Origin of the sequence: Caballeronia sp. LZ029 (genome assembly GCF_031451275.1) — a bacterium.
Taxonomy (GTDB): domain Bacteria; phylum Pseudomonadota; class Gammaproteobacteria; order Burkholderiales; family Burkholderiaceae; genus Caballeronia; species Caballeronia jiangsuensis.
Genome location: NZ_JARUXO010000004.1, coordinates 182107 through 208917, shown reverse-complemented (window position 1 = coordinate 208917; position 26811 = coordinate 182107). Strand labels below are relative to the sequence as shown.

At 57.9% G+C, this 26811-nt stretch carries 24 protein-coding genes; 11 read left to right on the top strand and 13 right to left on the bottom strand.

The window, feature by feature from the left end; translation table 11 throughout:
- Window positions 1-410 precede the first annotated feature (410 nt).
- The 5 genes from QCE73_RS26920 (at window position 411) to QCE73_RS26900 (ending at window position 5834) form a co-directional block, all read left to right on the top strand.
- Complete coding sequence (locus tag QCE73_RS26920; RefSeq protein ID WP_309884350.1) at window positions 411-1481, top strand: zinc-binding dehydrogenase; 1071 nt, start codon at window positions 411-413, stop codon at window positions 1479-1481.
- Window positions 1482-1538: 57 nt separating this feature from the next.
- Window positions 1539-2507, top strand: a complete 969-nt coding sequence (locus QCE73_RS26915; RefSeq protein ID WP_309884349.1) for an ABC transporter substrate-binding protein — start codon at window positions 1539-1541, stop codon at window positions 2505-2507.
- Window positions 2508-2698: 191 nt separating this feature from the next.
- Entirely contained in the window at window positions 2699-4030 is a 1332-nt protein-coding gene (locus QCE73_RS26910; RefSeq protein WP_309884348.1) for a sugar ABC transporter ATP-binding protein, read from the top strand.
- Window positions 4031-4116: 86 nt separating this feature from the next.
- Window positions 4117-5040: an ABC transporter permease gene (locus QCE73_RS26905; protein WP_309884347.1), complete on the top strand. Its 924-nt coding sequence runs from the start codon at window positions 4117-4119 to the stop codon at window positions 5038-5040.
- Between the two features lie 74 nt (window positions 5041-5114).
- Window positions 5115-5834: an SDR family NAD(P)-dependent oxidoreductase gene (locus tag QCE73_RS26900; protein ID WP_309884346.1), complete on the top strand. Its 720-nt coding sequence runs from the start codon at window positions 5115-5117 to the stop codon at window positions 5832-5834.
- Between the two features lie 200 nt (window positions 5835-6034).
- On the opposite strand, the gene QCE73_RS26895 is transcribed toward QCE73_RS26900, so the two are convergent.
- The 3 genes from QCE73_RS26895 to QCE73_RS26885 are packed head-to-tail and all read right to left on the bottom strand — an operon-like array spanning window position 6035 to window position 8951.
- Window positions 6035-6766 carry a superoxide dismutase gene (locus tag QCE73_RS26895; protein WP_309884345.1) on the bottom strand — a complete coding sequence of 244 codons (732 nt, stop codon included), beginning with the start codon at window positions 6764-6766 and terminating at the stop codon, window positions 6035-6037.
- A gap of 29 nt (window positions 6767-6795) precedes the next feature.
- Window positions 6796-7980, bottom strand: a complete 1185-nt coding sequence (locus QCE73_RS26890) for a chromate transporter (protein WP_309884344.1) — start codon at window positions 7978-7980, stop codon at window positions 6796-6798.
- Window positions 7977-8951, bottom strand: coding sequence for a chromate resistance protein ChrB domain-containing protein (locus tag QCE73_RS26885; protein WP_309884343.1), 975 nt, complete (start codon window positions 8949-8951; stop codon window positions 7977-7979). Before QCE73_RS26885 ends, QCE73_RS26890 begins: the two co-directional genes overlap by 4 nt.
- Window positions 8952-9105: 154 nt before the next feature.
- Between QCE73_RS26885 and QCE73_RS26880 the strand changes: the two genes are divergently transcribed.
- Window positions 9106-10266 (top strand): MFS transporter, encoded by a 1161-nt coding sequence (locus QCE73_RS26880; protein WP_309884342.1) that lies wholly within the window; start codon window positions 9106-9108, stop codon window positions 10264-10266.
- A gap of 75 nt (window positions 10267-10341) precedes the next feature.
- Window positions 10342-10704 (top strand): transcriptional regulator, encoded by a 363-nt coding sequence (locus tag QCE73_RS26875; RefSeq protein WP_309884341.1) that lies wholly within the window; start codon window positions 10342-10344, stop codon window positions 10702-10704.
- 235 nt (window positions 10705-10939) lie between these two features.
- Here the strand turns inward: QCE73_RS26875 and QCE73_RS26870 are convergent, their stop codons facing one another.
- The 5 genes from QCE73_RS26870 to QCE73_RS26850 form a co-directional block, all read right to left on the bottom strand.
- Window positions 10940-11920, bottom strand: coding sequence for an ABC transporter permease (locus tag QCE73_RS26870; RefSeq protein WP_309884340.1), 981 nt, complete (start codon window positions 11918-11920; stop codon window positions 10940-10942).
- 14 nt (window positions 11921-11934) lie between these two features.
- Complete coding sequence (locus QCE73_RS26865) at window positions 11935-12945, bottom strand: ABC transporter permease (protein WP_309884339.1); 1011 nt, start codon at window positions 12943-12945, stop codon at window positions 11935-11937.
- Complete coding sequence (locus QCE73_RS26860) at window positions 12938-14521, bottom strand: sugar ABC transporter ATP-binding protein (protein WP_309884338.1); 1584 nt, start codon at window positions 14519-14521, stop codon at window positions 12938-12940. The genes QCE73_RS26865 and QCE73_RS26860 overlap by 8 nt, the downstream gene beginning before the upstream one ends.
- 467 nt (window positions 14522-14988) lie before the next feature.
- Window positions 14989-16110, bottom strand: coding sequence for a Gfo/Idh/MocA family oxidoreductase (locus QCE73_RS26855; RefSeq protein WP_309884337.1), 1122 nt, complete (start codon window positions 16108-16110; stop codon window positions 14989-14991).
- A gap of 89 nt (window positions 16111-16199) precedes the next feature.
- Complete coding sequence (locus tag QCE73_RS26850) at window positions 16200-17165, bottom strand: sugar ABC transporter substrate-binding protein (protein ID WP_309884336.1); 966 nt, start codon at window positions 17163-17165, stop codon at window positions 16200-16202.
- A 364-nt stretch (window positions 17166-17529) separates the two neighbouring features.
- Between QCE73_RS26850 and QCE73_RS26845 the strand changes: the two genes are divergently transcribed.
- Window positions 17530-18387 (top strand): sugar phosphate isomerase/epimerase family protein, encoded by an 858-nt coding sequence (locus tag QCE73_RS26845; protein ID WP_309884335.1) that lies wholly within the window; start codon window positions 17530-17532, stop codon window positions 18385-18387.
- A 154-nt stretch (window positions 18388-18541) separates the two neighbouring features.
- Window positions 18542-18841 (top strand): antibiotic biosynthesis monooxygenase, encoded by a 300-nt coding sequence (locus tag QCE73_RS26840; protein WP_309884334.1) that lies wholly within the window; start codon window positions 18542-18544, stop codon window positions 18839-18841.
- A 699-nt stretch (window positions 18842-19540) separates the two neighbouring features.
- On the opposite strand, the gene QCE73_RS26835 is transcribed toward QCE73_RS26840, so the two are convergent.
- The 5 genes from QCE73_RS26835 to QCE73_RS26820 all read right to left on the bottom strand — a co-directional run bounded on the left by QCE73_RS26835 (window position 19541) and on the right by QCE73_RS26820 (window position 24338).
- On the bottom strand, window positions 19541-20347 hold the full coding sequence (locus QCE73_RS26835) for an RMD1 family protein (RefSeq protein WP_029672522.1): 807 nt from the start codon (window positions 20345-20347) through the stop codon (window positions 19541-19543).
- Between the two features lie 408 nt (window positions 20348-20755).
- Window positions 20756-20959 (bottom strand): cold-shock protein, encoded by a 204-nt coding sequence (locus QCE73_RS26830; protein WP_029672521.1) that lies wholly within the window; start codon window positions 20957-20959, stop codon window positions 20756-20758.
- A 417-nt stretch (window positions 20960-21376) separates the two neighbouring features.
- A complete protein-coding gene (locus QCE73_RS26825; protein WP_309884333.1) occupies window positions 21377-21811 on the bottom strand; it encodes a DUF6723 family protein in 435 nt (144 codons plus the stop codon).
- A gap of 844 nt (window positions 21812-22655) precedes the next feature.
- Window positions 22656-23069, bottom strand: a complete 414-nt coding sequence (locus QCE73_RS39445) for a response regulator (RefSeq protein WP_404989817.1) — start codon at window positions 23067-23069, stop codon at window positions 22656-22658.
- Window positions 23070-23861: 792 nt separating this feature from the next.
- A complete protein-coding gene (locus QCE73_RS26820) occupies window positions 23862-24338 on the bottom strand; it encodes a PRC-barrel domain-containing protein (RefSeq protein ID WP_029672518.1) in 477 nt (158 codons plus the stop codon).
- A 467-nt stretch (window positions 24339-24805) separates the two neighbouring features.
- Between QCE73_RS26820 and QCE73_RS26815 the strand changes: the two genes are divergently transcribed.
- Window positions 24806-25546 (top strand): DUF3223 domain-containing protein, encoded by a 741-nt coding sequence (locus tag QCE73_RS26815; RefSeq protein WP_309884332.1) that lies wholly within the window; start codon window positions 24806-24808, stop codon window positions 25544-25546.
- Window positions 25547-25752: 206 nt separating this feature from the next.
- Window positions 25753-26745, top strand: coding sequence for a GGDEF domain-containing protein (locus QCE73_RS26810; RefSeq protein WP_309884331.1), 993 nt, complete (start codon window positions 25753-25755; stop codon window positions 26743-26745).
- Window positions 26746-26811: the final 66 nt, after the last annotated feature.

Genomic DNA, 26811 nt, shown 5'->3' with positions numbered 1-26811 from the left:
GATGGAGAAGCGACAACTATGAACTAGCCAGCGACAATTACACCCGTCGACCGGCCAGAATAGTTGTCGCTGACCGGCCGTGCCGCTTGACGCTGTCTAATCACCGCCGAATCGCGTTCGACGATATTTCCGCCCAGCGGAAATATGATTTCGGCCCCAAGTATGTTTCTCGGCGGAAACCGGCCATACCCTATAAGCACAAAATCCCACTCAGGGAACCGGCGCCAATGATGCCCCAGGAGACACCGATGAATCATTCGCACTTCCTCGCCTCGCAACCGAGCGCTTCCTTTTTACCCGCCCGCTCCTAGTCAGTCGGCGCGGTAGGTACATCCACAACGCTTTCCATGTGCGGTAGACCTTTCGGTCTCTTCCGCCTAGGGCCTTGTTGTCTTCATTTTGAGGAAAAGATGAAAGCCGTTCGTTTCCATGGCAAGCACGACCTTCGTATTGACGACGTAGAAGAACCCGGCGAGCTCGCACCTGACCAGGTGCTTGTCCGTCCGACGTTTTGCGGCATCTGTGGCACGGACCTCCACGAGTTTGACCACGGTCCTACTTGGACGTCCGTAAGTTCGAACCCCTACAGCGGCGCCACGCTCCCACAGATTCTCGGACACGAATTCTCCGGCGAAGTACTGGCGGTCGGAAGCGCCGTAACGAGCGTTTCACCAGGTGACCGTGTGTCCATCCAGCCTCAGATTGGTCCGCGCGAGGATTATTTCGGGCGTCGTAACGTGCCTTTCCTCGGCCCCAATGCCTCCGTTGTCGGTCTGAGTTGGCCCTGGGGTGGGATGGCTGAGAAGGCCATCGTCCAAGAGTCGAACGCAATTGCGTTACCTCCGGATATCACGGACCAGCAAGGTGCGCTGGTCGAACCTGCAGCGGTAGGCGTGCACGCAGTCGACCGTGCGGGTATCAAGGCCGGGGACAGCATCCTGATTACGGGTGCGGGGACCATCGGCGCCATGGCGGCCCTCGCTGCGCGGGCGTCTGGCGTGACGAACATCTTTGTGAGCGAGCCCAACGCAAACCGTCGCGAGCGACTTGAGCGCATGGACATTGGAGTGACGGTCCTTGACCCTCTGTCCACAGATATCGCCGCACATATTCGCAGCACGACTCTTGAAGGTGTCGGTGTGGATGCGGCCATCGAATGTTCGGGTAATGGCCGCGCGTTCGACACGTGCATCGATTCGGTTCGGGCGCAAGGCGTCGTTGTTCAAGTCGGCCTGATGTCAGGAAGGGTTGAGGCCGACCCGTTCCGCTGGACGGTTAAGGACCTGACCATCAGGGGCTCGCTGAACTATCCACTCACCATCTGGCCGCGCATCTTCTCAATGATGCGCAGCGGACTCTTCCCCGTGGAAAAGGTCGTCGATGCAGAAGTCGGTATGCACGACGTGAAGGAACAAGGATTCGACGCGCTACTGGCTCCTGGCAGCGCGAAGCTGAAGATTCTGGTCAGCGTGAATACATGACGGACGCGCAAGCGCCTACAGCGAGCAAACACAAGACATATTCCATAGGAGACAGACATGAAAGTATTCATTGCAACGATGGCGGCATTTGCAGCCGTGGCAGTGTCATCGAACTCGATGGCGGCCTCAACCATGACCATCCCCGTGATTGTGAAAAATACGAGCGTGCCGTTCTGGCAGGCCGTCTTTGCAGGGGCATGCACTGCCGGGAAGAAGTATGGCGTGACGGTGCCCAGACTCGGTGCCAGTAGCGAAGCCGACATGTCCGGCCAAATCGGAATTTTTGAGAACGCCGTCTCTGGCAAACCGGCGGCAGTGGTCATCACCCCGGTCTCGGCCGAAGCGCTCGGCCCCGCCATCGACGAGGCCGCGACCAAGATTCCTGTCGTAGTCGCAGACACGCCGTCCAACTCGAAGCAAGTCGCCGCTACGGTGATGACCGACAACGTCGCCGCAGGCAGGCTTGGCGCGGATACCCTTGCCCAGGAGATACAAAAGAAATACGGCAAAGCTGAGGGTCAAGTTGCAATTCTGCAGTTTCTCCCAGGCGTTAAGTCTGTTCAGGACCGTGTCGACGGATTCAGAGACCAGGTCGCCAAGAAATATCCGGGGCTGAAGGTAGTCACGACCCGTATCGGTGACGGCTCCGTAACCGGGTCCCTGAATACGACTCTCGACGTGCTTTCGACCTTTCCCCAACTTCGCGGAATCTTTGGCGACACCTTCTACAGCGGCCTGGGCGTCGGTCAAGGCATCGCAGAAACGAAGGCAAAGGACCGCGTGATGGGGGTCACCGTCGATTCGACCGATGAACTCGTCAAGCTCGTTCGAAGCGGTGACATGAAAGCAATGATTGTTCAAGACCCGTTTCAAATGGGCTACCTGTCTATCGAAACGGCTGTCAAGAAGGTCAAGGGCGAGAAGGTCAACACCTTCGTCGACACGGGAGTACATGTCATCCGCAGTGCCGACCTCGACGCGCCTGATGGTAAGCGCCTGCTCAATCCGGACCTCAGCTGCCGTTGAGGCATGTCAGCGAACACAGGGAGATGCGACATGAACGAACCTCTGTTCACGCTACGCGGGTTGAGCAAAGTCTATCCAGGCACGACTGCGCTGAAATCGATATACCTCGAACTCCGCAAAGGCGAAGTCCATGCATCGTAGGTGAGAACGGAGCTGGGAAATCGACACTCATCAAGATACTTACTGGCGCCGTGCAGAAGACGACCGGCTCGCTCGTCTGGGACGGCACGCCGGTCGAGTTCGCGGGTCCGCTCGACGCGCTAAAGCTCGGCATCGCTGCCATCCATCAAGAGGTGGTGCTGTGCCCGCATCTGAGCGTTGCTGCAAATCTCTACCTCGGCCATGAGGAAACAAACTTCGGCATGATGCGCCGCCGAAAGATGCTCGCAGACGGCCGTGCTTTGCTCAAGCGTGTCGGCTTCGACATCGATGCTTCGAGGCGCCTCGGAGATTTCACAATCGGCCAGCAGCAACTTGTGGCTACAGCACGGGCCGCCTCCGGTGACACACGACTCATCATCTTCGACGAGCCGACGGCCTACCTCACACGAAGTGAGACTGACCAACTCTTCAAGCTCATCCGTGAGCTCAATGCGCGTGGCGTCACGATTGTTTATATCAGCCACCGGATGGAGGAGATTCTCGAACTGGCTGACCGCGCCAGCGTCATGCGGGACGGAAGCCTCATCTCGACGCACCAGGTCAAAGGTGTTGAAGCAGAGCCGTTGACGTCTCGATTAGTCAAGGACATGGTCGCTCGTGAGGTCGCGGATGTCCATTTTAAGGTCGAAGTACCCATCGGCGAGGAACTCATCCGAGTCGAAGGATTGTCTGGCGCAGGCTTCGAAGATATCTCGCTAACTGTTCGACGTGGCGAAATCGTCGGCCTCTACGGGCTGATTGGCTCCGGGCGCAGCGAATTCGTAGAAACGCTCTTCGGTCGCCGGAAACGAACTGCAGGCTCGGTCACATGGTGTGGGACGCCTCTTCGCATCCGGTCGGAGCGAGATGCAGTCAAGGCGGGTATCGCGCTCCTGCCCGAAAGCCGTCGGGACCAAGGGCTTTGTCTCAATCTGCCGGTTCGGCTGAATCTCAACCTGGCCAGCTACCCGTCGATTTCGCTCGGAGGGCTCTTGCGTCGTGGCGATGAACGCAAGAATGCCAACGCCCAAGTCAAGGCGCTCTCAATTCGTACGTCTGGCATCGAAGCAAACGCCTCGTCTCTTTCCGGCGGAAACCAACAAAAAATTGTCCTCGGGAAGTGGCTGATTCCCGGCGCAGACCTCTTCATCGTAGATGAGCCAACGGTGGGCGTCGACGTCGGCGCGAAGAGCGAAATTTACAAGCTCTTCGCAAAACTGCTGGAGGAAGGCGCCGGAATCATTTTGATTTCGTCCTATCTGCCCGAGGTCTACGACCTCGCCGACAAGTTGCACGTCTTTCGCAAAGGAAGGCTTGCGGCCAGCGATGTTCCGAGTGCCACGTCCCACGAAGCCATTCTCGCTGCCGCAATCGGCGCTTGATGCTTTCGTATCCAAACGTCTAGATTCAATCGAGGATGAAAATGTCGACCCTTCAAACCCCCGCGACCATGTCCCGGCTCGGTCGAATGACCTGGCTGCTGGACCTCACGCTGTTTCTTGTTCTCATTCTTCTGTGGGTCGCGTTGTCGGTCGCAACGCCGAACTTTCTCACTGAAGAGAACATCACGAACCTGATGCGGCAAGTCTCGTTCTGGGCCATCATCGCCATCGGACAGACATTCGTGATGATTACCGCTGGTATCGACCTTTCCGTTGGTGCCGTCGTCGGCCTTTCGTCTGTCGTGGTCTCGATGCTGATTAAGAGCGGCATGCCTATCAGCGCCGCGATTGTCTTGACGCTGATGATTGGAGTCGTGATTGGCGCGTTTCACGGCTTTTGCACCACCAAGCTCGGTCTTCCGCCGTTCATCACGACACTGGCAACCCTTACGTCCTTGCGTGGATTCACGCTTCTCATCACCCGGGGCGAGCCGGTGGCGGGATTACCGATGGCCTTCACCTCGTTCGCCCGTGGCTCATTCCTCGGGGTGCCGACCTTGTTCTGGACCGTGCTGGTTGTTGCTGTTCCGGGGTACTTCCTTCTGCATCGTTCCAAGTGGGGGCGCTATCTTTTCGCCGTCGGCTCGAATAAGGAAGCCGTTCGACTCTCTGGTGTCAACGTGACGCTCGTTATCTACGTCGCCTATATCGTTTCGGCGGTATGCGCGGCGCTTGTCGGCATCCTGGTCGCCAGCCGACTCAGCATCGGGATGGCGACCACCGGCGAAGGATGGGAGTTGCAGTCCATCGCGTCGGCCGTCATCGGTGGCGCAAGTCTCTTCGGCGCGGTCGGCAATATTCAAGGCCCAATTATCGGCGCGGCCCTGCTGACCACGCTCTCGCAGGGCGCCAACCTTCTAAACATCGACCCGTTCTGGCAGCGAATCGTCACCGGGATGCTGATTATCGCCATCGTATTTCTCGACCAGATGCGCCGCAGAGGCCGCTAGAACCTCACGGCGGGCACCAATGGCGTCCGCCTACCTCGATGCAAACAGCAAAGGCTATGTTTTCGGAGAACAAGATGAACCGACTGCAAGGGAAAGTCGCCCTCGTCACGGGTGCAGTGCAAGGAATCGGCCTCGCCGTAGCGCAAGCATTCGCTCGAGAAGGTGCCACCGTAATCGCAGGCGATGTCAAACCAGGAGTGGAGACTGACGGCATCGAACACGTGAAGCTCGATGTGTCGTCGAGTGAAGATTGGACTCGTGTGGTCGAGGGCATTCTTGCGAAGCACGGTCGAATAGACGTGCTCGTCAACAACGCAGGCATCGTGGCGTGCTACGAGCCTGTTCACGGAACCGACAGAGAAAGTTGGGACCGTGTCCTCGGCGTGAATCTCACCGGTAGCTTCCTGGGGATGCAAGCCGTGCTACCGTCAATGCGTGCCGCTAAGCGCGGCTCGATTATAAATTTCGCTTCCATTTGGGGAAACGTCGGCGTCCCTGGCGCCGCAGCGTATAACGCAGCCAAGGGCGGCGTTCGGAATATGACGAAGAATGCAGCGGTCACGTACGCACCGGAGAACATCCGTGTGAATTCCGTTCACCCAGGCCTCATTCGGACGCCACTCGTCGAAGCTCAGTCGAACGACATGAATGCCGGAATCATCGCAAGCACGCCGATGGGTCGGATGGGTACGCCCGAAGAGGTTGCTGCCGGTTGCGTCTTCCTCGCGAGCGACGAGTCTTCATTCGTAACCGGTAGTGAACTGGTCATCGATGGCGGATATCTGGCGCAGTAGTCGCTGAACGGGGCGAAAGTCCCCGTTCACGACCGCCATTCGGCTCGATGGATGCGGAGTTCCTTCGCTGTCCGCAATGTCGGGTAGCTGCCCTCAACAACAAGCCGCTTCACCGTCGGTCGCAATCGTCAAGGGACAAGTCCCCGATGAGCCTCGGGCCCACAACCCCGGTCAAGCTTTGGTCGCCACTGCGTGACCATTCATGAATGTTTCCGGCTCAACTGCACGGTCTCCAGTCTCCTTGCCGCATTTTCCCAATTGAGCAGACTCGTCAACTGATTGAGGTAGTCGGCTCGCTTGTTTTGATACTTCAGGTAGTACGCGTGCTCAAAGACGTCCAGTACCAGCAACGGCTGGATGCCCCAGGCCGTCAGCTTTTGATGATTCTCGCATTGGAGAATCATTATCCGGTCAGTGGCCGGAAGATAGCCAACGATTCCCCACCCCGACGCTTCCACGGCAACACTCGCAGCAAGCAGTTGGGCCTTAAGTTTGGAGTAGGAGCCGAAGTCCCGGTCAATTGCTTTTGCCAAACTGCCAGAGGGTTCACCTCCGTTGCCTGAAATGCTTGTCCAGTAGATGGTGTGCAAGATATGGCTCGAGAGCTGATATGCAAGCTCCTTTTCGTAGTACTTCACCAGCGCGAAATCGTTAGCTTCACGCGCCTTCGTGAGTGCCTCTTCTGCCTTGTTCGCGGCCGTCACCGCCGGCTTGTGATGGAAGTTGTAGTGGAGCTCTACAGTGCGCGCATCGATATGCGGCTCCAGCGCATCAAAGGCGAATGGCAACGGTGCAGCTTCGTATTTCCCATTTGCGTCCGTTAGCTTATCGATGTAGCCGGAGGATTCTGCGGCAACGACGTCCGTCGATACCAATAGCACGCCCGCGCTCGCGATACAGGCGGTCTGGATGAATTCTCTGCGAGTTGCCATAACGCCTCCCTTATGGCGCAGCCATGTTGTTAGCCAAGGTGCGCGTGAAGAAGTGGGTATGCGACAAGGCCGAACACGGCGGCTGCGATAACAATGACGGGCTCCTGGAGCTTCTTGCACCGCCAGAGCAACAACACCGTGACGAGCGCAACTACGGCCGTCGGTATGTCGACGATTGAACGCTTCGCGATGACAAGTACCGAGCCTGAGATTGCGCCTACGGCCGCTGCGGTAATGCCATCGACAAATGCTTTGACGGCAGGCAGGTGACCGTATTTTTTGACGTACGGAGCGGGAATCACCGTGAATAGGTAGCACGGGAGAAAGGTGCCGAGCGCGGCGACACAGGCACCAGCCAGCCCCGCGACGAGATAGCCAATAAAGCCGACCGTAATAACGACAGGGCCCGGCGTAATCATCGCGACGGCGACTGCGTCAACGAACTGCTTGTCGTTCAGCCAGTGATGTTCCGTGACCACGCCACCGTAGAGGAACGGTACGATGGCGAGCCCCGAGCCAAAAACAAAGGCGCCGGCTTTTGCGAAGAAAACACCTATCTGAGCGAGCAACGACAGGTCCACTCCGCCCAGGACACTGCTCACCATTGGAAGATTTAAAAGCGCGAGGCTATTGAGTGTGTCTTTGCGGAGCCATCTCGGCGGGGCGTGGTGAAGCCAACCGATGATTCCCGCAGCAATGAACAGCCATGCAATCTCCGACTCGGTGACGAAGGTCACAACAAGGAGAGTCAGGTAGATGGCCCACAGCAACCAGTCTGAGCCAACGGTTTTTCGAGTGAGCTTGTATGCGCTCATCGCAATGATGCCAACGACGGCCGGACCCACGCCGTAGAACACCGCCTGCATCCAAGAAAGACCGCCGAAGTGGGCGTACGCCCAACCAAGCGCGATGACCATGAAGAATGACGGCAATACAAACGCAATGCCGACCAGCGTGGCGCCCAGAATCCTGAAGTGCACGTAACCTAGATATATGGCCAACTGTGCGGCCATCGGCCCGGGGGCCAGCTGCGCGAGCGTGAGCCCCTCTTTGTAATCGGCCTCCGTTATCCATCCGCGCCTCTCGACCAGGTCCCGTCGCATGTAGCCTGCGAGCGCAACGGGGCCACCGAATCCGAAAGTGCCGAGCCTCAACATGTACGTCACCAGCTGCCCCAAGGTGTATCCCGGCACTGCCTGGCTGCTTGGATTCATCGCTTTTTCCCCAGCTCGACCTTCGCGTTCGTCGCGAAATGCGCAAGCAGCGAGTCGAGTACGAGGCTCATTTCGGACAGCATGCTGTCGTCGCTCAACCCACGCTGTTTTGCCCCGGTCATGACAGCTTCGAAACCGGCTGCTTCTGGAACCGTTGGGCCGCCGATGTCGAGCGAGTGGACCATTTTCCCGAGTTCGACCAGTCCCGGTTCCTCGTCGAGGCCGAAGCTCGCTAAAAGTACTTCAAACGTGACGCGGTCTCCGATGTGTGTGAACGCAGCACCGTCAAAATCAAAACCAAGCGCATCCTGCGGGCAATCAGCGGGCGACGACAACCACAGAATTCGCGGGTTTGCGTCGATGAAGCGACGAATCAGCCAGGCACTCGCCACCCGGTCGACCCACGGCCGCTGCCGCGTCGCCCACGTGCGACCCTGATAGTCCTCGCGGCTCAGAGAACGGATGAAAGCTTCGGACGAATGCGGTTCGCCGGGCGACAGGATGGTGTCCGCCAGAGCTACGAAGTCCTGCCAAGCCGCCTCCGCTCGAGTTCCGGCCTCATTCGGGAAGAAATCGATGCTGACGACGGCGTCGTAGTCCTTCCGCACGCGCCGCAAGAGTCGTTCGACTTCCGCTGGCGACAGCCCCGACAGGCTCTTTCGGGACTCGGCGAGACCACGCGCGAAAGCCTCGTATTCCTCACTCCGGTCAAAAAGGGACTGAAAGAGCTGACGTTGTTCATCGTCCCTGCTCTTGACGTGCACGACATGAGCGGTGCCGCCGGCCTCATCGATTCCACGGGCCAGTCCCAGGAGGTCCGCTTCCGAGCCAGCCGTAGCGGGAAGCAGATATACGCCGTCGCGCAGAACGGCACATCCCCGAGCCTTCAAGGCTCGCCAGAACCGCATCCGGGCAGTGGCGTTATCGGTCGGGAAGGTTAGGACGAGAAGAAACCAGTCAATCGTGTTCATGCAACCGAGTCTACAATTGTGTAGATAAAGCTACAATACTTTAACGATGTGATTCGACTGCGGAGGAACAGAAGTGCGCCCGCGCCGAAAATCTCGACGGTTCGTCCTGCGTCTTGTGCTCCCAGCGGGAGCGGACGATGAAATCGCTCGGGTCATGGTTGGACGCTCATTGCGTGGCTTCTGCGACGGGTACGTTGCCGTGCTGTTGCCTGTGTTTCTGCTCGCGCTGGGCTTTGGACAAGTCGAGGTCGGACTGATTGGTAGCGCCACCTTGTTCGGCTCGGCGTTGGCGACCATCGCGGTCGGTGTAATTGGCCATCGGTATCCACTACGTCGGATGCTGCTCTTCGCCGCTCTCATGATGGCTGCGACGGGAGTGGGTTTTGCCTCGTTGTCGTCGTGGTGGCCTCTGCTCCTCATCGCATTCGTTGGTACGCTCAACCCGAGTTCAGGAGACGTCAGCCTGTTTTTGCCGCTTGAACAGTCGCGCCTGGCCGAGTTGGCTACGGCGGAAGCGCGGACCGCAACATTCGCGCGTTACAGCCTCGCCGGGGCTCTATCGGCTGCAGTCGGCGCGTTCGCAGCTGCGGTGCCAGCATGGCTGGTTTCGCGTACCGAGCTCGAGATGTTGACGGCGCTGCGAATTATGTTCGTCGTGTACGCGGTGGTTGGAGCGGTGCTTTGCTGGCTGTATCGCGGCTTGCCTGAGCACCGACCGAGTGATAACACTGTTCGCGCTTCACTGGGCCCCTCCCGGCGCGTCGTAACTCGCCTCGCTCTGCTTTTCAGCGTGGATGCATTCGCGGGTGGCCTGGTCGCGAATTCGCTCCTCTCCCTATGGCTGCTACAGCGATTTGGCCTTTCGCTCAGCATTGCCGCACAGTTCTTCTTCTGGACAGGACTGCTGTCAGCGGGCTCTCAACTGGTGGCCGTTCCACTCGCCCGCAGGGTTGGCCTCCTTAATACGATGGTGTTCACTCACATTCCCTCCAGTCTCTGCTTAATTGGCGCAGCATTTTGTTCCTCCCTTTGGGCGACCCTGACGCTGTTGTTGCTACGCAGCGCTCTTTCGCAGATGGATGTCCCGACCAGAACGGCATATGTCATGGCCGTGGTAACGCCGCCCGAACGGCCCGCCGCCGCCAGTTTCACCTCCGTGCCAAGGAGCCTCGCATCGGCACTAGGGCCAATGCTAGCTGGGGCATTGATGGCATCGGGATATGTCGGCGCGCCGCTCGTGGCATGCGGAGTGCTCAAGATTAGTTACGACCTCACGCTGCTGCGAGCCTTCAGGCGCGTGCAAGTCGCACATTAGCTCGTCCGCCGCCGTGCTCGCGAAGGAACGAGCAGCCCATCACTTCACGTCTAACGTGACGTCAAGGGGATTATCGTGAAGACAGTTCTCATTTCTATCGCTCTTCTCGTTCCCATTAGCGCATTCGCAACCGCACCTCACGTGAACGACGGAATTCTGGTAGACGAACGTGGCATGACGCTATACGAATTTAGCGGAGCAGGGTCGCCAGATACGAAATCTTGCGAGGGAGACTGCAATAGAAATTTTCCTCCGGCCCTTGCGCAACAAGACGACAAGGAAACCGGAAAGCTGTCTTTGGTACCGGCCAGCAGCAACGGCGAACGCCAATGGGCTTATCAAGGCAAGCGCCTCTTTAGTGGCGCAATGGACAAGAAGCCCGGCGACACTCACGGCGATGGGCTAAATACTGTCTGGCATGTTGTTCGACCGAAATGACGAAAACACTTCTCGCCCGAATAACACCTGCCTCGGACCAGGTCGCTTTGATGTACTCCACAAGCGCGCGAGGCTCGAGGGGAGTTCCTCGTCGTCCTTAGCGGCATCGAAGTGGACGAGTCTTTAGGAATCGGATGGCATCTGTTCGGGATGCAGCAGGCGGTATTTCGGACCGTCGAAAAGAGCGGCCGAAGCGTTGAGCACGCGTCGGCAATATCTCGAAACATTCGTGGCGTTAGGGAGCGGGGTTTGTCCTTCGCCGCCCAAATCGCTCGAACGGGGAAGCCATAACCGCACCCAGGCGCCCGTCGAGCAGGACCACAATCAGAAGCAGCAGTCCGTTCACGAGAAGAATCTGAGTGGACGTCGCATTCAGCAAGCCGAGGCCGTTGTTCAGGATGGTGAGAATCAGAACGCCCATCGCGACACCGAGTGGTGAGCCGATACCGCCGCCCAGCGCAACACCGCCGACGATGGCCGCCGAGGCCGCCTGGAGCAGGATGTTGCTGCCCATCGTCGCGGAGGCGGTCGCGAGGCTCAGCGAGAGCAAGCCTCCGCCCAGAGCCGACAACCCACCGGAGATGACAAAGCCGACCGTCAGAGCCTTTCCGACCCGAGCACCGCTCTGAATCGCCGCCTTTCGATGACCGCCGGATGCGTAAATGTCACGACCGAGCGTGGTAAAGCGGAGGAATAGCGAAACCACGACAAAGCAGGCGATTGTGATGAGACTTCGCGGCGAGAAGATGCCTGCCACGCTTTGGTCGAGAAAGTCACTGACGTCGAGATTGCCGTAACTCAAGACACGCCCGCCTGCGAGCCAGTACCCCACGCCGGTCAAAAACATCATCGAGCCAACAGTTGTCACCAGCGAGGAGACGCCAAGCCATGGCAACAAGGCTGCGTTTGCGATGCCAACCACCACGCCGAAGATAACCGCGTACGAAATGCCGAGCAAAGCGCTATCGCCGCCGAACTTCACGGTGATGAGACCGGCCACTGTCGAGATTGCCGCTACGCTCAGGTCGAATTCGCCAGCGACCATCGTGACCGAAAGACCGAGGGCGATGATTCCAAGAAACGCAAACGCCTGGAAAATCGCGTACAGGTTGGCCTGCGAGAAGTAGTGATTGACGCTGAGGCCAAAGATTACCGGCATGCCGACGAGCAAGACGAGCCGAATCGCCAGATTGAGAAGTCGTTGAGATTGGTCCATTTCCGAGTCTCCTGTTATTTCCGTCCCGGACCGAGCCGGGCGAGCAACGCGCCGAACACCACCGCGGCGAGAACCACGATGCCTTTTGCGACCAGTTGGTATTCGTAGCTCACGCCGCTGACCAACAGGATGTTGCTGATGACCGCAAGGAAGATGGCGCCAGTAACTGCGTCCGATATCTGTCCACGACCACCACGAATCGAAATGCCACCGACCAGCACGGCGGCAATCGCGTTGAAGTCGAGGTCGATGCCGTACGTCAAATTGCCTTGAGCCGACGACGAAGCAATCAAGGAGCCGGCCAGTGCCGCTGCTGCGCCAGCGAACGCGTAACAAACGAGTGTCGCGGCCATCGTCCGAAGTCCAGCAATACGTGCAACCTCGGCCCGCATTCCGAGCAAGCGGATTTCACGTCCGATTCGCGACTTCTGGAGAATGAAGCTGGCAATTGCGGCAAATATGGCCAGCACGAGGATTTGATTCGGCAGCCAGCCAAACAGCTTGCCTTGGCCAAGCCAGGTGGCGTCGCCCTTCCCAATCACCGTCAGGCCGCCGGTGTAGATGACGCCTGCACCGATGATGATTGACGAGGTTGCAATCGTCGTGATGATGGGGTTCGCTTTACCTAGCGCAATGACTCCGCCTTGCACAGCGCCCATCAGCAATCCGCTCAATACCACGAGCAGCAGCGTCGCACTCAAACTCAAATGGATGAGCGCGGCAAACATGACAGTCGAGACCGCCGCCGTCGCACCCATCGACAGCATGAAGAGATTGCCGCTGAGGGTGACGAGCGCCATACCGATAGCGCCAATCCCGACTGCTGCTACCGAATACATCAGCGACTGCAAGTTCCCGAACTCCGTGAAGTGCGGCACGATGGCTGCAGCGACAACGATGAGGACAAGCGTGGCGATTCGAATCGACGCGGCATGAATGCTCGTCGTTCCAAAGAGTGCCGATGCCCAGCGTCGCAACGCAGTTGGCGACACTTGTGCAGTGGGCTCCAGAGCGGTCTTATGCATTACCCACCTCCGCAGGTTGGTTTCGGAAAGAGACATGTCCGTGAGACGCGTCGTTGTCGCCCGCGACGATGTCGTGGAGCAGCGTGTCACCATCTATTTCGAATCGAGGTTTATGGCGGACCGTCCGACCACGGAAGACGGTGAGAACGGTGTCTGCGAGTTCCAGAATTTCTTCGAGGTCTGTCGAGTAGAAGACAATCGCCAAGCCGTCGTCCGCCATCTTGCGAAGCGTCGAATAGATTTCCGCGCGGGCGCCGATGTCAACGCCTCGGGTTGGCTCGTTCAACAGCAACAGGCGAGGTGCGAGCGCAACTGCTTTAGCCAGCGACACCTTTTGCTGATTGCCACCGCTGAGCGTCGAAACTTCGTGAGGAAGCCGCTTCGGGTCGATGGCGAACATCGACGCGAGACGTCGAGCCTCTTCCTGCTCGCCGGCACGTCGCATGATTCCAGCCTTGCTGAACTTCGCCATCACGGACGCCGTGATGTTGATAGCAATCGGCGCATCCAGAAAGACGCCCTTATCCGCACGGTCCTCGGCGACGTACGCGATGCCTGCCTTCAACGAACTGTGGATGGTGTCAAGCTTGATGGGCTGTCCATCGACCTTGACTGAGTTGGAGATATCACCACGAAGTCCGGCGAGCGCCTCCACAAGTACTTCGGCCCCTGAACCAAGCTGACCGACGACCGCGAGAATCTCACCGGGCGCTACTTCCACTGACAGGTCTTTGACCTTATCTGCAACCGTCAGGCTGGACACCGAAAGTCGAGGCGCGACATCTGCGCGGCTCTCGGGCGGTTTGACCTTGCTATGCACAAGTTCGCGCCCAATCATCGCCTTGACCACTTCAGCGGTCGTCATGTCGGAGGTACGTTGCGTCAGGACATGCTGGCCGTTGCGGAACACCGTGACCCGGTCCGTCAGCGCAAAGACCTCATCGAGCCGGTGGCTCACGAATATCATTGCGGTGCCTTGGTCGCGCAGCTTGCGCGCGACGTCAAAGACTCGAACAATCTCCGCATCCGACAAAGTGGCAGTCGGCTCGTCGAGAAGGGGCACTTTCGCCTTTCGCGACATGCCCCGCGCGATTTCTGCGAGCTGGCATTCGGCTAGGCTGAGCCGGGACGCCGGAGCATCCAGCTTAACGTGTGACAATCCGACTGAGTCGAGATGCTCGCGGACAGAGTCCCGATATTGACTGCGTCGATAGATTTCGCTCTGGTCGGCGCCACCGAGAAGAATGTTGTCGAGCACCGAGAGTGTCGGGACGATTGCGAGCTCTTGGTGAACGATGGAGATAAGTCGGGGGTCCGTGCGACTTCCGAGTTTCAGATTGTGGCCGTCGACGGTGATTTCGCCGTCGTCAGGCTGAACGAGGCCGCCGAGAATTTTGATGAACGTGCTTTTGCCAGCCCCGTTCTCTCCGCACAGCGCATGAATCTCACCGGGCGCCAATTCGAGGCTGACACCTGTCAGCGCCTTGACGCCGCCATAACGTTTTGTGAGATTGCGAGCGCAGAGCAGACTCTGAGCAGCTACCGGCTCGGCGCCGGAATTCGCGTCTTGCAGCATTGTCTTCCTCCAAACGCGGAGACTCTTCGGTCGTCCGCTGTCAAGGGTTGATGCCTGTCACAGTTGCCCAACTCCTGCGCGTAGCTGGTCGTGTGTGGGTGACGGCATGCATCTCGAATAACGATGTCTTGCGTCGATGCTGGGCATACCTCGCCACCAAGGCACAGAACGAGCCGTGAGGCGCTGCGGCATCAGCGACGCTGCTGTCGGTGGGCTTTGAGGAGAGGAATTCGCAGGGAATCGCTGCGTGCGCAGGAATGCATGTCGTCTCCAGCAGAAACTCGCGTCAGCGGCCTCGTTATTGTTGAGTCACAGGTTATTAGTTCGCCTGGAAAAGAAAAATGCGCTGCGGCGAAATGATATTTCCGGTGGAAGGAAATATCTGTGCTGTCATAGCCTCAAAAAAACGCGCGGGGTCGGGACGTGATGCCCGACCAACCGCGCGCAACTTGAGGCTTTGGCTCTCTTTAGAGAGTGATTCGCTGCCCCTGCGATGACGACCGAATCGCCGCATCGACAATGCGTTGAATTTCCCATGCCTCTCGGAAGTCCGGGAACGTGGGCGTGCCGTGCTCGATAGCTGCGATGAACTCGGCCATCTCGATGGTTTTCAAATCGTTGAAGCCGAGTTGATGACCACCGGCCACAGTGAAGTTTTCGTAGGGAGGATGGACCGGGCCCGCTTCGATACGGGTGAAACCCGATGTCCGAGGGTCGCCGCCGGCCTTGAAATACTGAAGCTCATTGAAGCGCTCTTGTGAGAAGTACAGTGCACCCTTCGTTCCGTAGACCTCGAACTCGAGTTGCATCTTGCGGCCAGTCGCCGCCCAATTCGCTTCGATGGACCCTGAGCATCCTCGCTCAAACGTCACCATCAGTCGGGCGATGTCGTCGACCTTGACTTCACGCCGCTCGGACGACCCCGGCGCCACCGGTCGAGTTTTGTTGACGGTCTCGAGCTGCGCGTTGACCTGGGTGAAGGTCCCGAGGAGGAATCGAGACATGCCGACGATATGGTTACCAATTTCAGCCAGCGCGCCGGCCCCGTTCTGCGGGTCAACTCGCCATCCATACGGAATCTCCGGGTCGGCCATGTAGTCTTCAGCGTGGACGCCCCGAAAGCTCGTGATTTCGCCAAGCTCACCAGATGCAATCATCTCCCGCGCCAGCTTGAGTACGGGGTTTTTGATGTAGTTGTAGCCAACCTGCGTAACGACCTTCGCGGCCTCGGCAGCCTTCATCATCTCGAGTGCATCGGCGGCCGACGGAGCAATCGGCTTTTCGCAATGTACGTGCTTGCCGGCGGCAATGGCCGCCAGAGCCATTTCTCGATGTAGGCTGCATGGCGTCGTGATTGAAATGACCTGCACACAGGGGTCGTCCAGCAACGTGCGCCAGTCAGCCGTGGCTCGTTCGAAGCCGAAGTGCTCAGCCGCTTGCTGAGCACCGACCTCGCTCACATCGGCCACTGCCACCATCCGCGGCTTCAGCGAATTTGGAAATGCGTTTGGCACGGCTCGGTATGCCAGCGCGTGGGCCTTTCCCATGAAGCCGGTGCCAATCACAGCTACGCCAATCTCTCGTCTCATCGTTGTCTCCATTCGTAAAACGAAAGCGACCCCGAAGGGTCGCGAAAAACGTCCTGCCGCGTGCGCGACGGTCAACCCTGCAGCGCGTGTTACTTTTTCTGCGAATAGCAGACGTTGAGCGTCGCCTTGGTCGCAGCAGGATTCGGCAGATACTGGATGGCTTGCGGCGCCTTGCTCGCCGCGAGGCCCTTGGCGGCCCGTGCAGCGTATGCACCGTCGTCAAACGGGGACTGCTCGACCGTGGCGTATGCCTTTCCGGCGGCGATGGCTTCCACCGCACCGGAGTCGCAGCCGTGGCCGACGATTACGAGCTTCGACGGGTCGAGCCCGAGGCGCTGTGCGGCAGTCACGACACCGCGGAGCTGCGAATCGTTCTCCGTGTAGACGCCTTTCACGTCCTTAAATTGGGTGAAAAGCGCTGACGCAGCCGCTTCGGCCTTCACAGCGTCCCAGTCGGCCGGTTGCGAACCGACGACTTCGATTCCAGGTGCATTCTTCTTGAGGCCGTCCACGAAGCCTTGATAGCGCTGAACTTGAGGCGGCGTACCCATCGGTCCGTTGATGACGATGACCTTGCCTTTGTCGCCATACCCCTTTTCCTTGAAGCCCTGAATCATGGTCTTCGCGGCGACTTCGCCATTGCTGATGTCGTTGGGGCCCGTGAAGACCTTCCAGTACTTGGAATATTTCTGGTCGGGCATCGAGTTCGAGATGACCAGCGGAATCTTGGCTTGGTCAATCTTGCGAATCGACGGGACCATGGCGCTCGAGTCCACAGGGATGAGAACGATGACATCGGGCTTCTGGGCAAGCGTCTGGTCGACCGCAGTGGCTTGTTCGTTTGCGTCGTAGTTGCTTACCTTTACGTCGAGCTTGAGGCCCTGAGCGGCCGCTTCCTTCTCGAAGCCCTTCGCATAGAGCGCCCAGTATTCAACGCTCTGCGTCGGCATGAGCAAAGCAACACGGGGCTGGTCGGCCGCATGGGCGCTGGTACCAAGTGCGCTCGCGATGGCCGCGAGAGCGAAACAAGAAACGATGGATTTGCGGATTTTCATGCTGTGTCTCCAGTGGGCCCGCGGGTGGCGGAGCCGGGTTTTGGTGTTTTGGTGGAGGCACAGTAAGGCTTGGTCTAGGAAAGAAAAATGCGACAGAACGAAAAGTTATTTCCTGCCACTGGAAAAATGGTGACGGTCTCGGAGTGATTGCCACCAGACGTTTGAAGAATCGAGTGATGAGCATGATGCGGCGGGGTCCCCAAGACGGCAGGACGCCAAACATTGGGCGATATTGTGTACTTTTACTCTACGGAAAGACGATTCGAGGGCTGTTTATCTGCCGCGACTTCTACGCGATAGTTCAGGACATCGATTCCCCACGACTGGCATTGCACCGCCCGTCGTCACTTTCAAGAGGTCTCACATGTCCAAGTCCAAAGTCGAACTCGTTGCTGCTTACTTCACGCTGTCGGGCGATGTCTATCCGTTCGGTCCGACCGAAATCAGCCCCTTCAGCTTCAAGGACCGGGTCGAAGCGGCCGCGAAGGCCGGCTGGGACGGCATCGGCCTGATTCACTCGGACATCTACGCCACCGCCGACAAGATTGGCTTCCCAGAAATGCGCCGCATCCTCGAAGCCAACGGAATGAAGCACGTCGAGTTCGAGTTCCTGGTCGACTGGTATCAAACGGGGGAGCGTCGCCGCACCTCTGATAGCCAGCGCTACTACTACCTGAAAGCCGCTGAGGAACTCCGCGCGCGTATCGTGAAGATTGGCCCCGGCATCGGCGAAGATACGGCGAACGTCCCACTCATGGTTGAAGAGTTTGGCAAGTTGGCGGACGACGCCGAGAAGCGCGGCACGCAAGTCATGCTGGAAATCATGCCGTTTAGCAACGTCCGCACGATTGAAACCGGCAAGGCCATTGTCGAAGGCGCGAACAAAGCGAATGCTGGTCTGCTGCTCGACATTTGGCATCTGAGTCGCGGCAACGTCGACTTCAAGGAAATCGCCACCATCAAGCCCGAGTTCATCAAAGGGATTGAGCTCGATGACGCAGACCGCTATGCCATCGAACCCCTTTGGATGGACACCTGCCACAAGCGTCGCCTGCCTGGCGAAGGCGTCCTCGACGTCAAGGGCTTCATCAAAGCGATTCAAGCCACCGGCTGGAACGGACCGTGGGGCGTTGAAATCCTGTCCGAAGTAGAGCGCAAGCTCCCGCTCGAAGAAATGGCCACGCGCGCGTACAACGCGACAATTAGCCAGTTCGACAACTAATCGGCATCGAACGGACTGAATGTAAGGCGGCCGCAGCCGCGCTCCTGCGGCCGGCTCTGCATCGAGCAATCGGTCAGTTGCTTACATGCGAGCGCCGCTGTCAGTACAACCTACTCGGATGCTCCACGTTATGACACAACACAAGGACGTTCAAATGGTGTCACTCTATGTTCGCTTCAAATTGTTTCCATCGACCAAAGACGAGTTTGTCCCGCACCTCGCCGAACTAATGAAGACTATGGCGAAGGAATCAGCCTTGGTCAGCGCCGTGCTCAGCGAAGACCCGTCTGCACCTGACGAGCTGGTGCTGTTCGAAGTATGGAACGGCTCACAGGGGGAGTGGCTGCGGGAACAGCCTCAGAAGCCGTATCGAGCTGTTTATGACGAAGCTACGCGGGACCTTATTGCCGACAAGGAGGTTCATTTCCTCCGTCCCATTGTCGTCCAGAACTAAAGCGCCATGCGAGCTATCAAGCACTCGCGACGACTCACTTCGCCCGGGTGACCGGGAGAGCCGGTGCTGCACTTACCTTTGTTCAAGCACCTTCTGATTACAGCTGTCGCGGGGGACGCTTCGGTCAAAATGACTGTATTGCCGCGATGACCCGCATTCCGCGTTGTGTTCAGCGCGTTGCCGGTGCCGTAGTCAGTCGAAACACCTAATCGCGAAGCAAGCTCTCTAAGGGTTCCGATACAGCATGGCACCGCGATGCGCTTGACTTGACGACAACTGCGTCGCCCTCGACAGCTACTCTAATGCCGGAGAGCGAAAATTCGACTGCGAGCTCACGCTTGAGACGCGTGAGCGCTTCCCGCAACTGAACCGTCATCCGCAGTAGGGCTACATCCTGCAAATCGTATCGCAAAACATTTCGCTTCCTTGGAACTGGCGTCACACAGCCTAAAATCAATAAAGCCCCACGCGTTGGGCGCGACGCCCTATGAAAGCCGTCTTACCGAAGGAAATGCAGCGTCGAGAAGCGTCGACGATACTCAGTCACATCAGGAGCAACCTCTTCAGGTGGCAGCTTCTCTGTCAATCGAGTGCGACCTCGCGTGAGTAGTAGCCGCACACGTGCTGATTCAAGCCTTTACTGTCACGGCCCGAACTAAGGTTCTCGGGGCAGCATGACGGCCGTGCAGGCGGAAGCACTCAGAAAAAGAACTTATGCGCCAGGTCCGCCAAACCAATCACGATTTCAAGGGCAATAAGCCCTATGACATACCATTCGAGGCGGTGAACGTGTTTGGTGTCCACGATTTCGGCCAAGGTTTGCGCAGTTCCCGAAATCAGCTGCAGCTTGCGTTCAAGCGCGGCTTGTCGCTCGTGCAGCTCGTATTCGTCCTCCAATAGTGCGTAGAGGCCGCCGAGCTCCGGGTGTTCCCAAAGGGTCTCCGGCTTGTCGCCGATTTCAGCCCGACCAACCATGCGGTGTTCGATGAGGAGCATCCCGCCGATTTTTGAGAGCAGCGTCTTGGCGTCCGCGCTCACCTTTCCTGTTCTCGCCAGTTCCGATGCCAACGGAATAATGCTATCGAACTCGCTCGCGGTCTTGTCTTCATACATCGACAGCACAAGGCTTTTGCTGAGGCTGTCGGCTATCACCTGAGCCTTTTCCAACGTCAGCGCATCGAGCCAGACCGCACCACCCTGCACACCAACGTTCGTCTTGCCGCTCTGGATGGCAATTTCTTCAAGCTGAGGTCGCCCGTACGCGTTGTGCAGCAACGGGGCTAACGAGGAGAGAAACCGTTGTTCATCATCAAGCGACACACCAAAAAACACGACGACGCCGTACCTGAAAAGAACGGCGACGCCGTCGGAGCCCGCGACCGTTACCGTCAGCGGTGTCGTGGCGAGCGAATCGGTGATTTTGAAATTCTTGAGGTCAATCCGGTCGGCGACGAGATGCGCACGTGCCTGTACCTGCGGAAGCGAGCTGATGGCGAGATTCGACATTGGGTCACTTCAATCCGTTGAAGTCATCGAAAGTATACGAGCGTGTGAAGACCGGCCGCCACCCGCTTCATCTGAGTTCGACCGTCGCCCGGCGTCTTGCGGTCACCCCAGAATGGGGCCTCAACGAACAAACGCGCATTCGGTCCGAAGAGAGAAGGAGAAGATGCTGGCAGGCGAGTTGTACACGGCCCTGAGGGCGAAATTGAAGCCTGCCTGGCGGCGTGAAGCGCACCGCTGATGTCTGCGCCAAGGACTCGAAACAACAACCGAAAAAGAAAAGCCTGCGTGAACGCAGGCTTGAATCCAAGTCGGTGAGACATGGAGGAGACAAGGTCAGTATAAACCCTTGGTTCGCAATTTGCGAGCATCTCTTTCCGTGCGCTCGAACCAGTTCAAACCGAGCGACACTCAGACAGGTTTAATGTTCGATGCTTGCTTGCCCTTCGGGCCCATTTTGACCTCGAAGCTCACTTTCTGGTTTTCTTGCAGCGACTTGAACCCCTCGGCCTTGATTTCGGAGAAGTGCGCAAACAGGTCCTCTCCACCATCGTCTGGGCTGATGAACCCAAAACCCTTTGCGTCGTTGAACCACTTCACTGTGCCGGTTGCCATCTGTAACCTCGCTAGATTTAGCCAAAGTCGCAGCAATTAGAGGCTATCGTGCACCTTGCACGACTGCGACTCGGTCTGCATTGCGCCGCGAACGACTGCGGCATCTGCGTGCACGCAAAGAGCATGCGAGGTCTTGCACTGACGTAGCAATTCGCCTCCCGCAGCGGCACCGGCGCCCCGAACAGGCATTTCAAGACCTCAATTCCTACGACCCTACACCCGCACCTGAAGCAATGCTCATTTCACGCGTGCCGCAAGGCAGCCCTCCTCCGAAGATTCGCCCGCGCGTTTCGAAAGCGGTGAATCAATTCATCCAACAATCCGGCGAACAACCGTGGGGCGGTCATGTCAACGCGTGCAATGAGGTCAGATGGATTCTCGCTGAAAAGTCGTCGTCTCCGCTCAAGCGCAACAGTCTCATAGCTCCGGAGTTCGCAAGTCGCCCAGCACGATATCGCTTCCGCGCTGCGCCGCGGCAGCTCTCGCTGCGGCCTGCGTGGGGAACGGTCCAATCTCGTCGGCGCCTTCAAACGGGTAAAGCAGCCGGGAGTCCGTCAATCTCACGACCTTCAGCGTGCCAAAGAATCCGCTGAGATGCGGCCGATAGGAAGCGTAGACGGCATAGTCGTCCTCGTCCTGCCCGGCTATTGGGTTGACGATAGGACGACTAGAAAAGAGAACGAGCTTTGCTCGCCGAGACGATGGATTTTTCATCGCGAGACAGCCTCGTTGGGATGAGCTTTGACGAGCAGCAATGCCCATGCCCAGTGACTCTTTTGTCGAAATAGGACGCTCGCGAATCATTAGTCTCATCGCTGTGCCACGCATCGTTCCTTGCGAGTCTGCGGCCATGGCGCGCTCCTTTGCCCTGCGCCGAAAGCCAAAGAACGTAGGAAGCCGTCAGCCACTGTGGTCAAGGCGACCAGATGAGCCGGTATGCGATGCCTAGTAGCACGGCCATCGGAAGAGCGCCAATCATTCCGCTCGGACATCACGCGACCGCCGTTGCTGGGCGTCCGAGTTCGTTCTGAAACTCAATGGTGCGCAAAAGTGCTCATGAACGGCGGCGCTCGCGAATCCTCCTTCGTCGAAGGCGCCAATGTGGGATTCCGCGGAGGGAAGCGCCGCGATGATATCTGGGACTTCACCGGCTGATGCGCTGGCTGAAGCTTGTCGACGTACGCACGTTGCGGAACATCTGCAAGCGCTGCCCCTTCGCCAGATGCAAGCTGAATGACGAGGGCTGGCGTGCCCACTGCAGGGGCATTAACAGAGCGGGGAGCATGTAGAGATGTCACATGGGAAGGAGCCGATAGTGCCGCATCCGATGCCCCAACCACACGCCCTACGACTGTCGAATGGGGATGGAGTCGTGGACTCAGTTCCGCTTGCAGCCAAGCCGCAAAACAAAATCCGCCCCCTACAACGAGGAGAACAAGCGCCGCAAGACGACCCGTTCGTTTGCTGTATCTCCCAACGGAGCCGGCACGATGACTTTGTGGTGCTTGAAGTCCGTCGTGTTTTGACGTCTCTGCCCTTTTTACATTCCGCGCTGGCATCGAACACTCCCACGAACATGCCCATAGTTGCCAGTGCTCTCTTGCGGACGCACTGAACTCGTCCATCGCATCTTTGCATCGCTTCTGGTGGGGACCCCTGCTCGCAGTCCCAAGCAGATTCCCGCCAGAAAGCAATCTTATGCAGTCTGCTGCAAGTGATTGAGGTATGAGAGAAGCCTTGGCGGAGAAGCGCCTTTCCGGACGTAGCCATCGAATAGACTGCGGTCTTCGCTCCGTGTAATGAGAACATCGTCGCTCGCGGTGTAGGCGCAGATGAAGGCCCCTGAGGTCGACGGATATGCTCTGATTGCACGCGCAGTTGTGAAACCGTCGCGTTGCGGCATCATCAGGTCAAGTAAGACCACATCCGGAACCCAGCTTCGAATTATTTCAAGGGCATCGCCGCATCCTCCGGCGACGCGGGTTTGAATTCCTGACAAAGACAGGTAATCCGCGACTGCTATAGCAGCTGCTCGGTAGTCGTCGACGATTAAGACCCGAGACAACGAATCAAACTGGCGGTGCGTCCAATTTACTTGCTCACTGTGCATTGCCCGCCTCCGGCCGAACGCCATGTTCTGAATACTTGAATATCATCGCCAACAGCTACAACCTCAGCCGCACCGAGTGTTCGAAACCGTGTCGTGTCCGCGTCTCACGTGAATCGTTCTCAATTATGCGAAGCGTGCTCGCCCTTTGGGCAGGCAGCAGGGTTCGATGATGCACGAAGCATCGCACCCAAGTAAGCCCTCAATGCAGCACCAATGTTCGTTCGTGAACGCTGCTGACGCACAAACATCATCTAAAGCAAGTAAGCGGTCTGTCTATAACGGACTAATCCCGAAATTAACATCGCGACCAGTGCGCTGGGATATGGACAGGCGAACAACGCACTCCGAGGTCCCTTCTCACGCTTCAATGGAAATGCCCATCGAAGGGCTGTCTGCATCATATTATTGCGAATATGCATTGGATTCCTGATAAATAGTAGGTCCCAAACATTCCTGACGTCAGTCAGAAGACCGCAGTTCAGGTCACAATCGTCGAACTCGTCGTTTGTCCGGCGCCCTTTTGCGTCCAAGGGAGAGGCGGGACTTGACAGGAACGGTGCATCTGTCGGACCACGCGTTTCATCGAGCATACGCGGCGCTCTGCGCGCTTCAAACCGCTCTGTTAGCTCCGCGGCGACAATTTACGTCTACCCTTCCCACGAGACCCACATCTGGCGTGCCCGGCCAACGTACGCGGCGGTAGGAGCATCAACTTTTCCGGCGCATGCGAAGAAGCCCGTCAAACCACTACGACGGGCCGCAACAAAAGCGCTCCACATTGGAGAGTCGTCGTCAGACGTCGAGAGGACCTCCGACTCCCGCCAAAGGCGTAGTCGCCGGTGCCCAATAGGGCGTACGGTTGTAATATTGGTGCAGCGACGAGCCCCAAGCCGAATCCGCCATAGCCGGCCAATGGTCTTTGTCAAATCCAGGCTCGCTCTTGATGCGCTCCGCCGTTACATCGACTCTGAAGACCTTCTGGTCGGTGTCAAGCGTGAGCGCATTCCATGGTATTGCTCGGAGCGTATCGCCCATCCCGAGGAACCCACCACTCGACAAGACGGCGTACGCGATACGTCCGCTGCGCATATCCACCATGACTTCTTTGATTTTCCCGACGTCCTCGGCATCCGACGTGATGACCGTCGTATCTTCAAGCGTCGATGCTGCCATCACATCCGGTCCAGGCCCCTCCCCAACGCCACTGCCTACAATGTTTGCGCCGCCCTGCGTCGCGGCACCCGAACCTGCCAAATCACTTGTCGCCATGATTGCCACCTACTGTTAGAGCCCGCGACTCCCTCGACACGGCAGAAATCTACCGCCGCTCGCAATCCTTGTCGCGCGCGGGCGACGCGAAAGCAAGGTTCGAATGGGACCGCAATGAACATGCCTTGGAAAAGTCGTGCCCCGCTGCCTCGTGCGATTTCAGCGACTAACGCGTGTGTCGTCCGAGCCGGAATCCGGTCGAGCTGTCGGCGCCGTCAGGCGGCGTAGGACAAGTTCTGGCGCAGATGAATTCAGATGTGTGGCTGAGCCAGCGTTTTTCCTCTCCTGGAGGCCAAGGTTCTGAGGGTTCCACGCTGATTCTTCCAAAAATTACTTTCGAGGGACTGTCTATTTAATACCGGCGCGACGACGCATACTAGGCGGATGGAGTCCGAGGCTTCGAACGGCATATTCGAAGTCTTCGTCCGAAATAGGAATCGGTACTCGTCAAGCAAAAGGAGTTCAACATGGCGACAGCAGTGACATTATCGAACGGAAAGAGTTGGCCTTCGCATAGAGCGGCGCTTGTCCACTTTCAGCAGATGCTCGCGCGATACTCGGACGACCAGGTTGTCGAGGACGCGCACGACCACGACGACCTCGCGGCATTGATTGAGCGCTACGACCTCTCCATCAACGCCGGCTCGGCGAAAGCAGGGTCGGGCATCGACCACTTCGAACGCCGGCGCTACGGAGGCAAAGGTTTCTTAACCGCCGGTTTCTGGGTCGTTCACACCCGAGGTGACGCGACTGATTTCAGTTACGTTGTAGCGGTGAGGGCACATCCTAAAAGCGATGCTCAGCAGTTCACAAGCGCCTGTAGAGCCGCCGTAGAACCGTCTATGTTGACTGCGAAGAAAAGGGCCTTCGAACGGTACGGAGATAATTTGCGGCGCGTCCCTTGCGAATTAACCGGCGAGCCGTTGGCCTTCGAAGAAGCGCGTCTGGAGTACATTGGTATGTCATTCGTCCAGATTGTCGTCAGTTTTCGAGCGGTGCGCGGCTGGTCACACGGAGTTCCAGACGGAGCCATCACGGGGCCGAATGACACTCAAGCTGTGACGGCCTTCAGGGACCCCGCGATGGCGGAGGCTTTTTCCAAGTACCACAACGTTGTCGCGAAGTTGAGGATTGTCGCCAAAAGTGCGAATCTGGCGATGGCAACAGGACGACGCCAGCCGGAAATTCAACGACCGGTTCAACCCTAGTCGAGCGCCAGTGGCCCGAAGTCCTTTGGAAGACATCTCTCCAGCGCGGCGCACCGGCGATTTTCCTCCTCCTAAACAACGTGGTCCGTGCGCTTAAGTCTGTTGAGAAAAGGATAAGGCTCGGCGCCATCATTGCTCAGATAGTTTCAGCGCGGTAATCTTCTGCTCATCCCCACCGCCATAGACGTCGCGATAATCATTCGGGAATGGAACCGACTAGGAAAATCGTCCGCATCGACGCTCACATCGAAGCTCCCGGCTTTCCCTCGGCGCTCGTACGGGCGTTTTTGCTAGGTAGCTCGTTCGTCGGTGTCTACGATGAAAAGGACTACCTACGATATGCGAATGACAGTTTCTTGCGCATGTTCGCATTGGAAGCGGGTCAGGTCGCTACGTTCGCGGACATCGTCTTGGACGCCGCTCGCAATGGTAAGACCGTGAGAATCGAAGCTGAGGACCCGATTGCATTTATCGCGGACGCGCAGACGCGTCGACGGGGCTGCTTCGGCGAATCGAGGCAACGCTCGTTTCCTGTGGACTTCGTCGATGACCACTGGTTTTGGTGTACCGAGACCTTCCTGCCAGACGGTTGGATAGTTTTGACAGGTGCTGACATCACCTCGCTGAAGCAAACGGAGAGAATTCTCTCGGCACAACGAGATGAAGCGGTCTTGCTCAGCGGCATAGATGAACTCACCGGCGTGCCAAACCGACGATTAACCCTCGCGCGATTGGACGCGTTGCTTCACACACCAGATGAAGGTCACTCGCCAGTGACCGTGGCCCTTCTTGACCTTGACCACTTCAAATCCATCAACGATACCTTCGGACACGAGACCGGCGACGAAGCACTACGCCATTTCTCGCAGCATTGCACCGGTCTTAGCGCCGGGCGAAGCGTGCTTGGCCGTCTCGGTGGCGAGGAATTTCTCATCATCCTGCCACTCCTGACAGTCGAACAGGCAAAGCAGGAACTCGAAGCTATGATGCGCTCGATTCCGCCCGTCTGCTCTCGACTACCAGCGCACGTAACCATCACTCTTTCGTTTCCCGCTGGCGTAGCACAGTCTCAGCCTGGAGAGTCCCGCTCGGAACTGCTGCGTCGAGCGGACGCCGCTCTTTACCTCGCTAAACAGCGAGGTAGACGTAGAGTAGAAATTCATCGGCCTGATGTTCAATCGATGGAAGGCAAAGCGTAGCCACGCCGCTATCGTTCAGTCTGACTGTTCAATGTTGACGCGGGAATAGCGCCGATTGTGACGTCC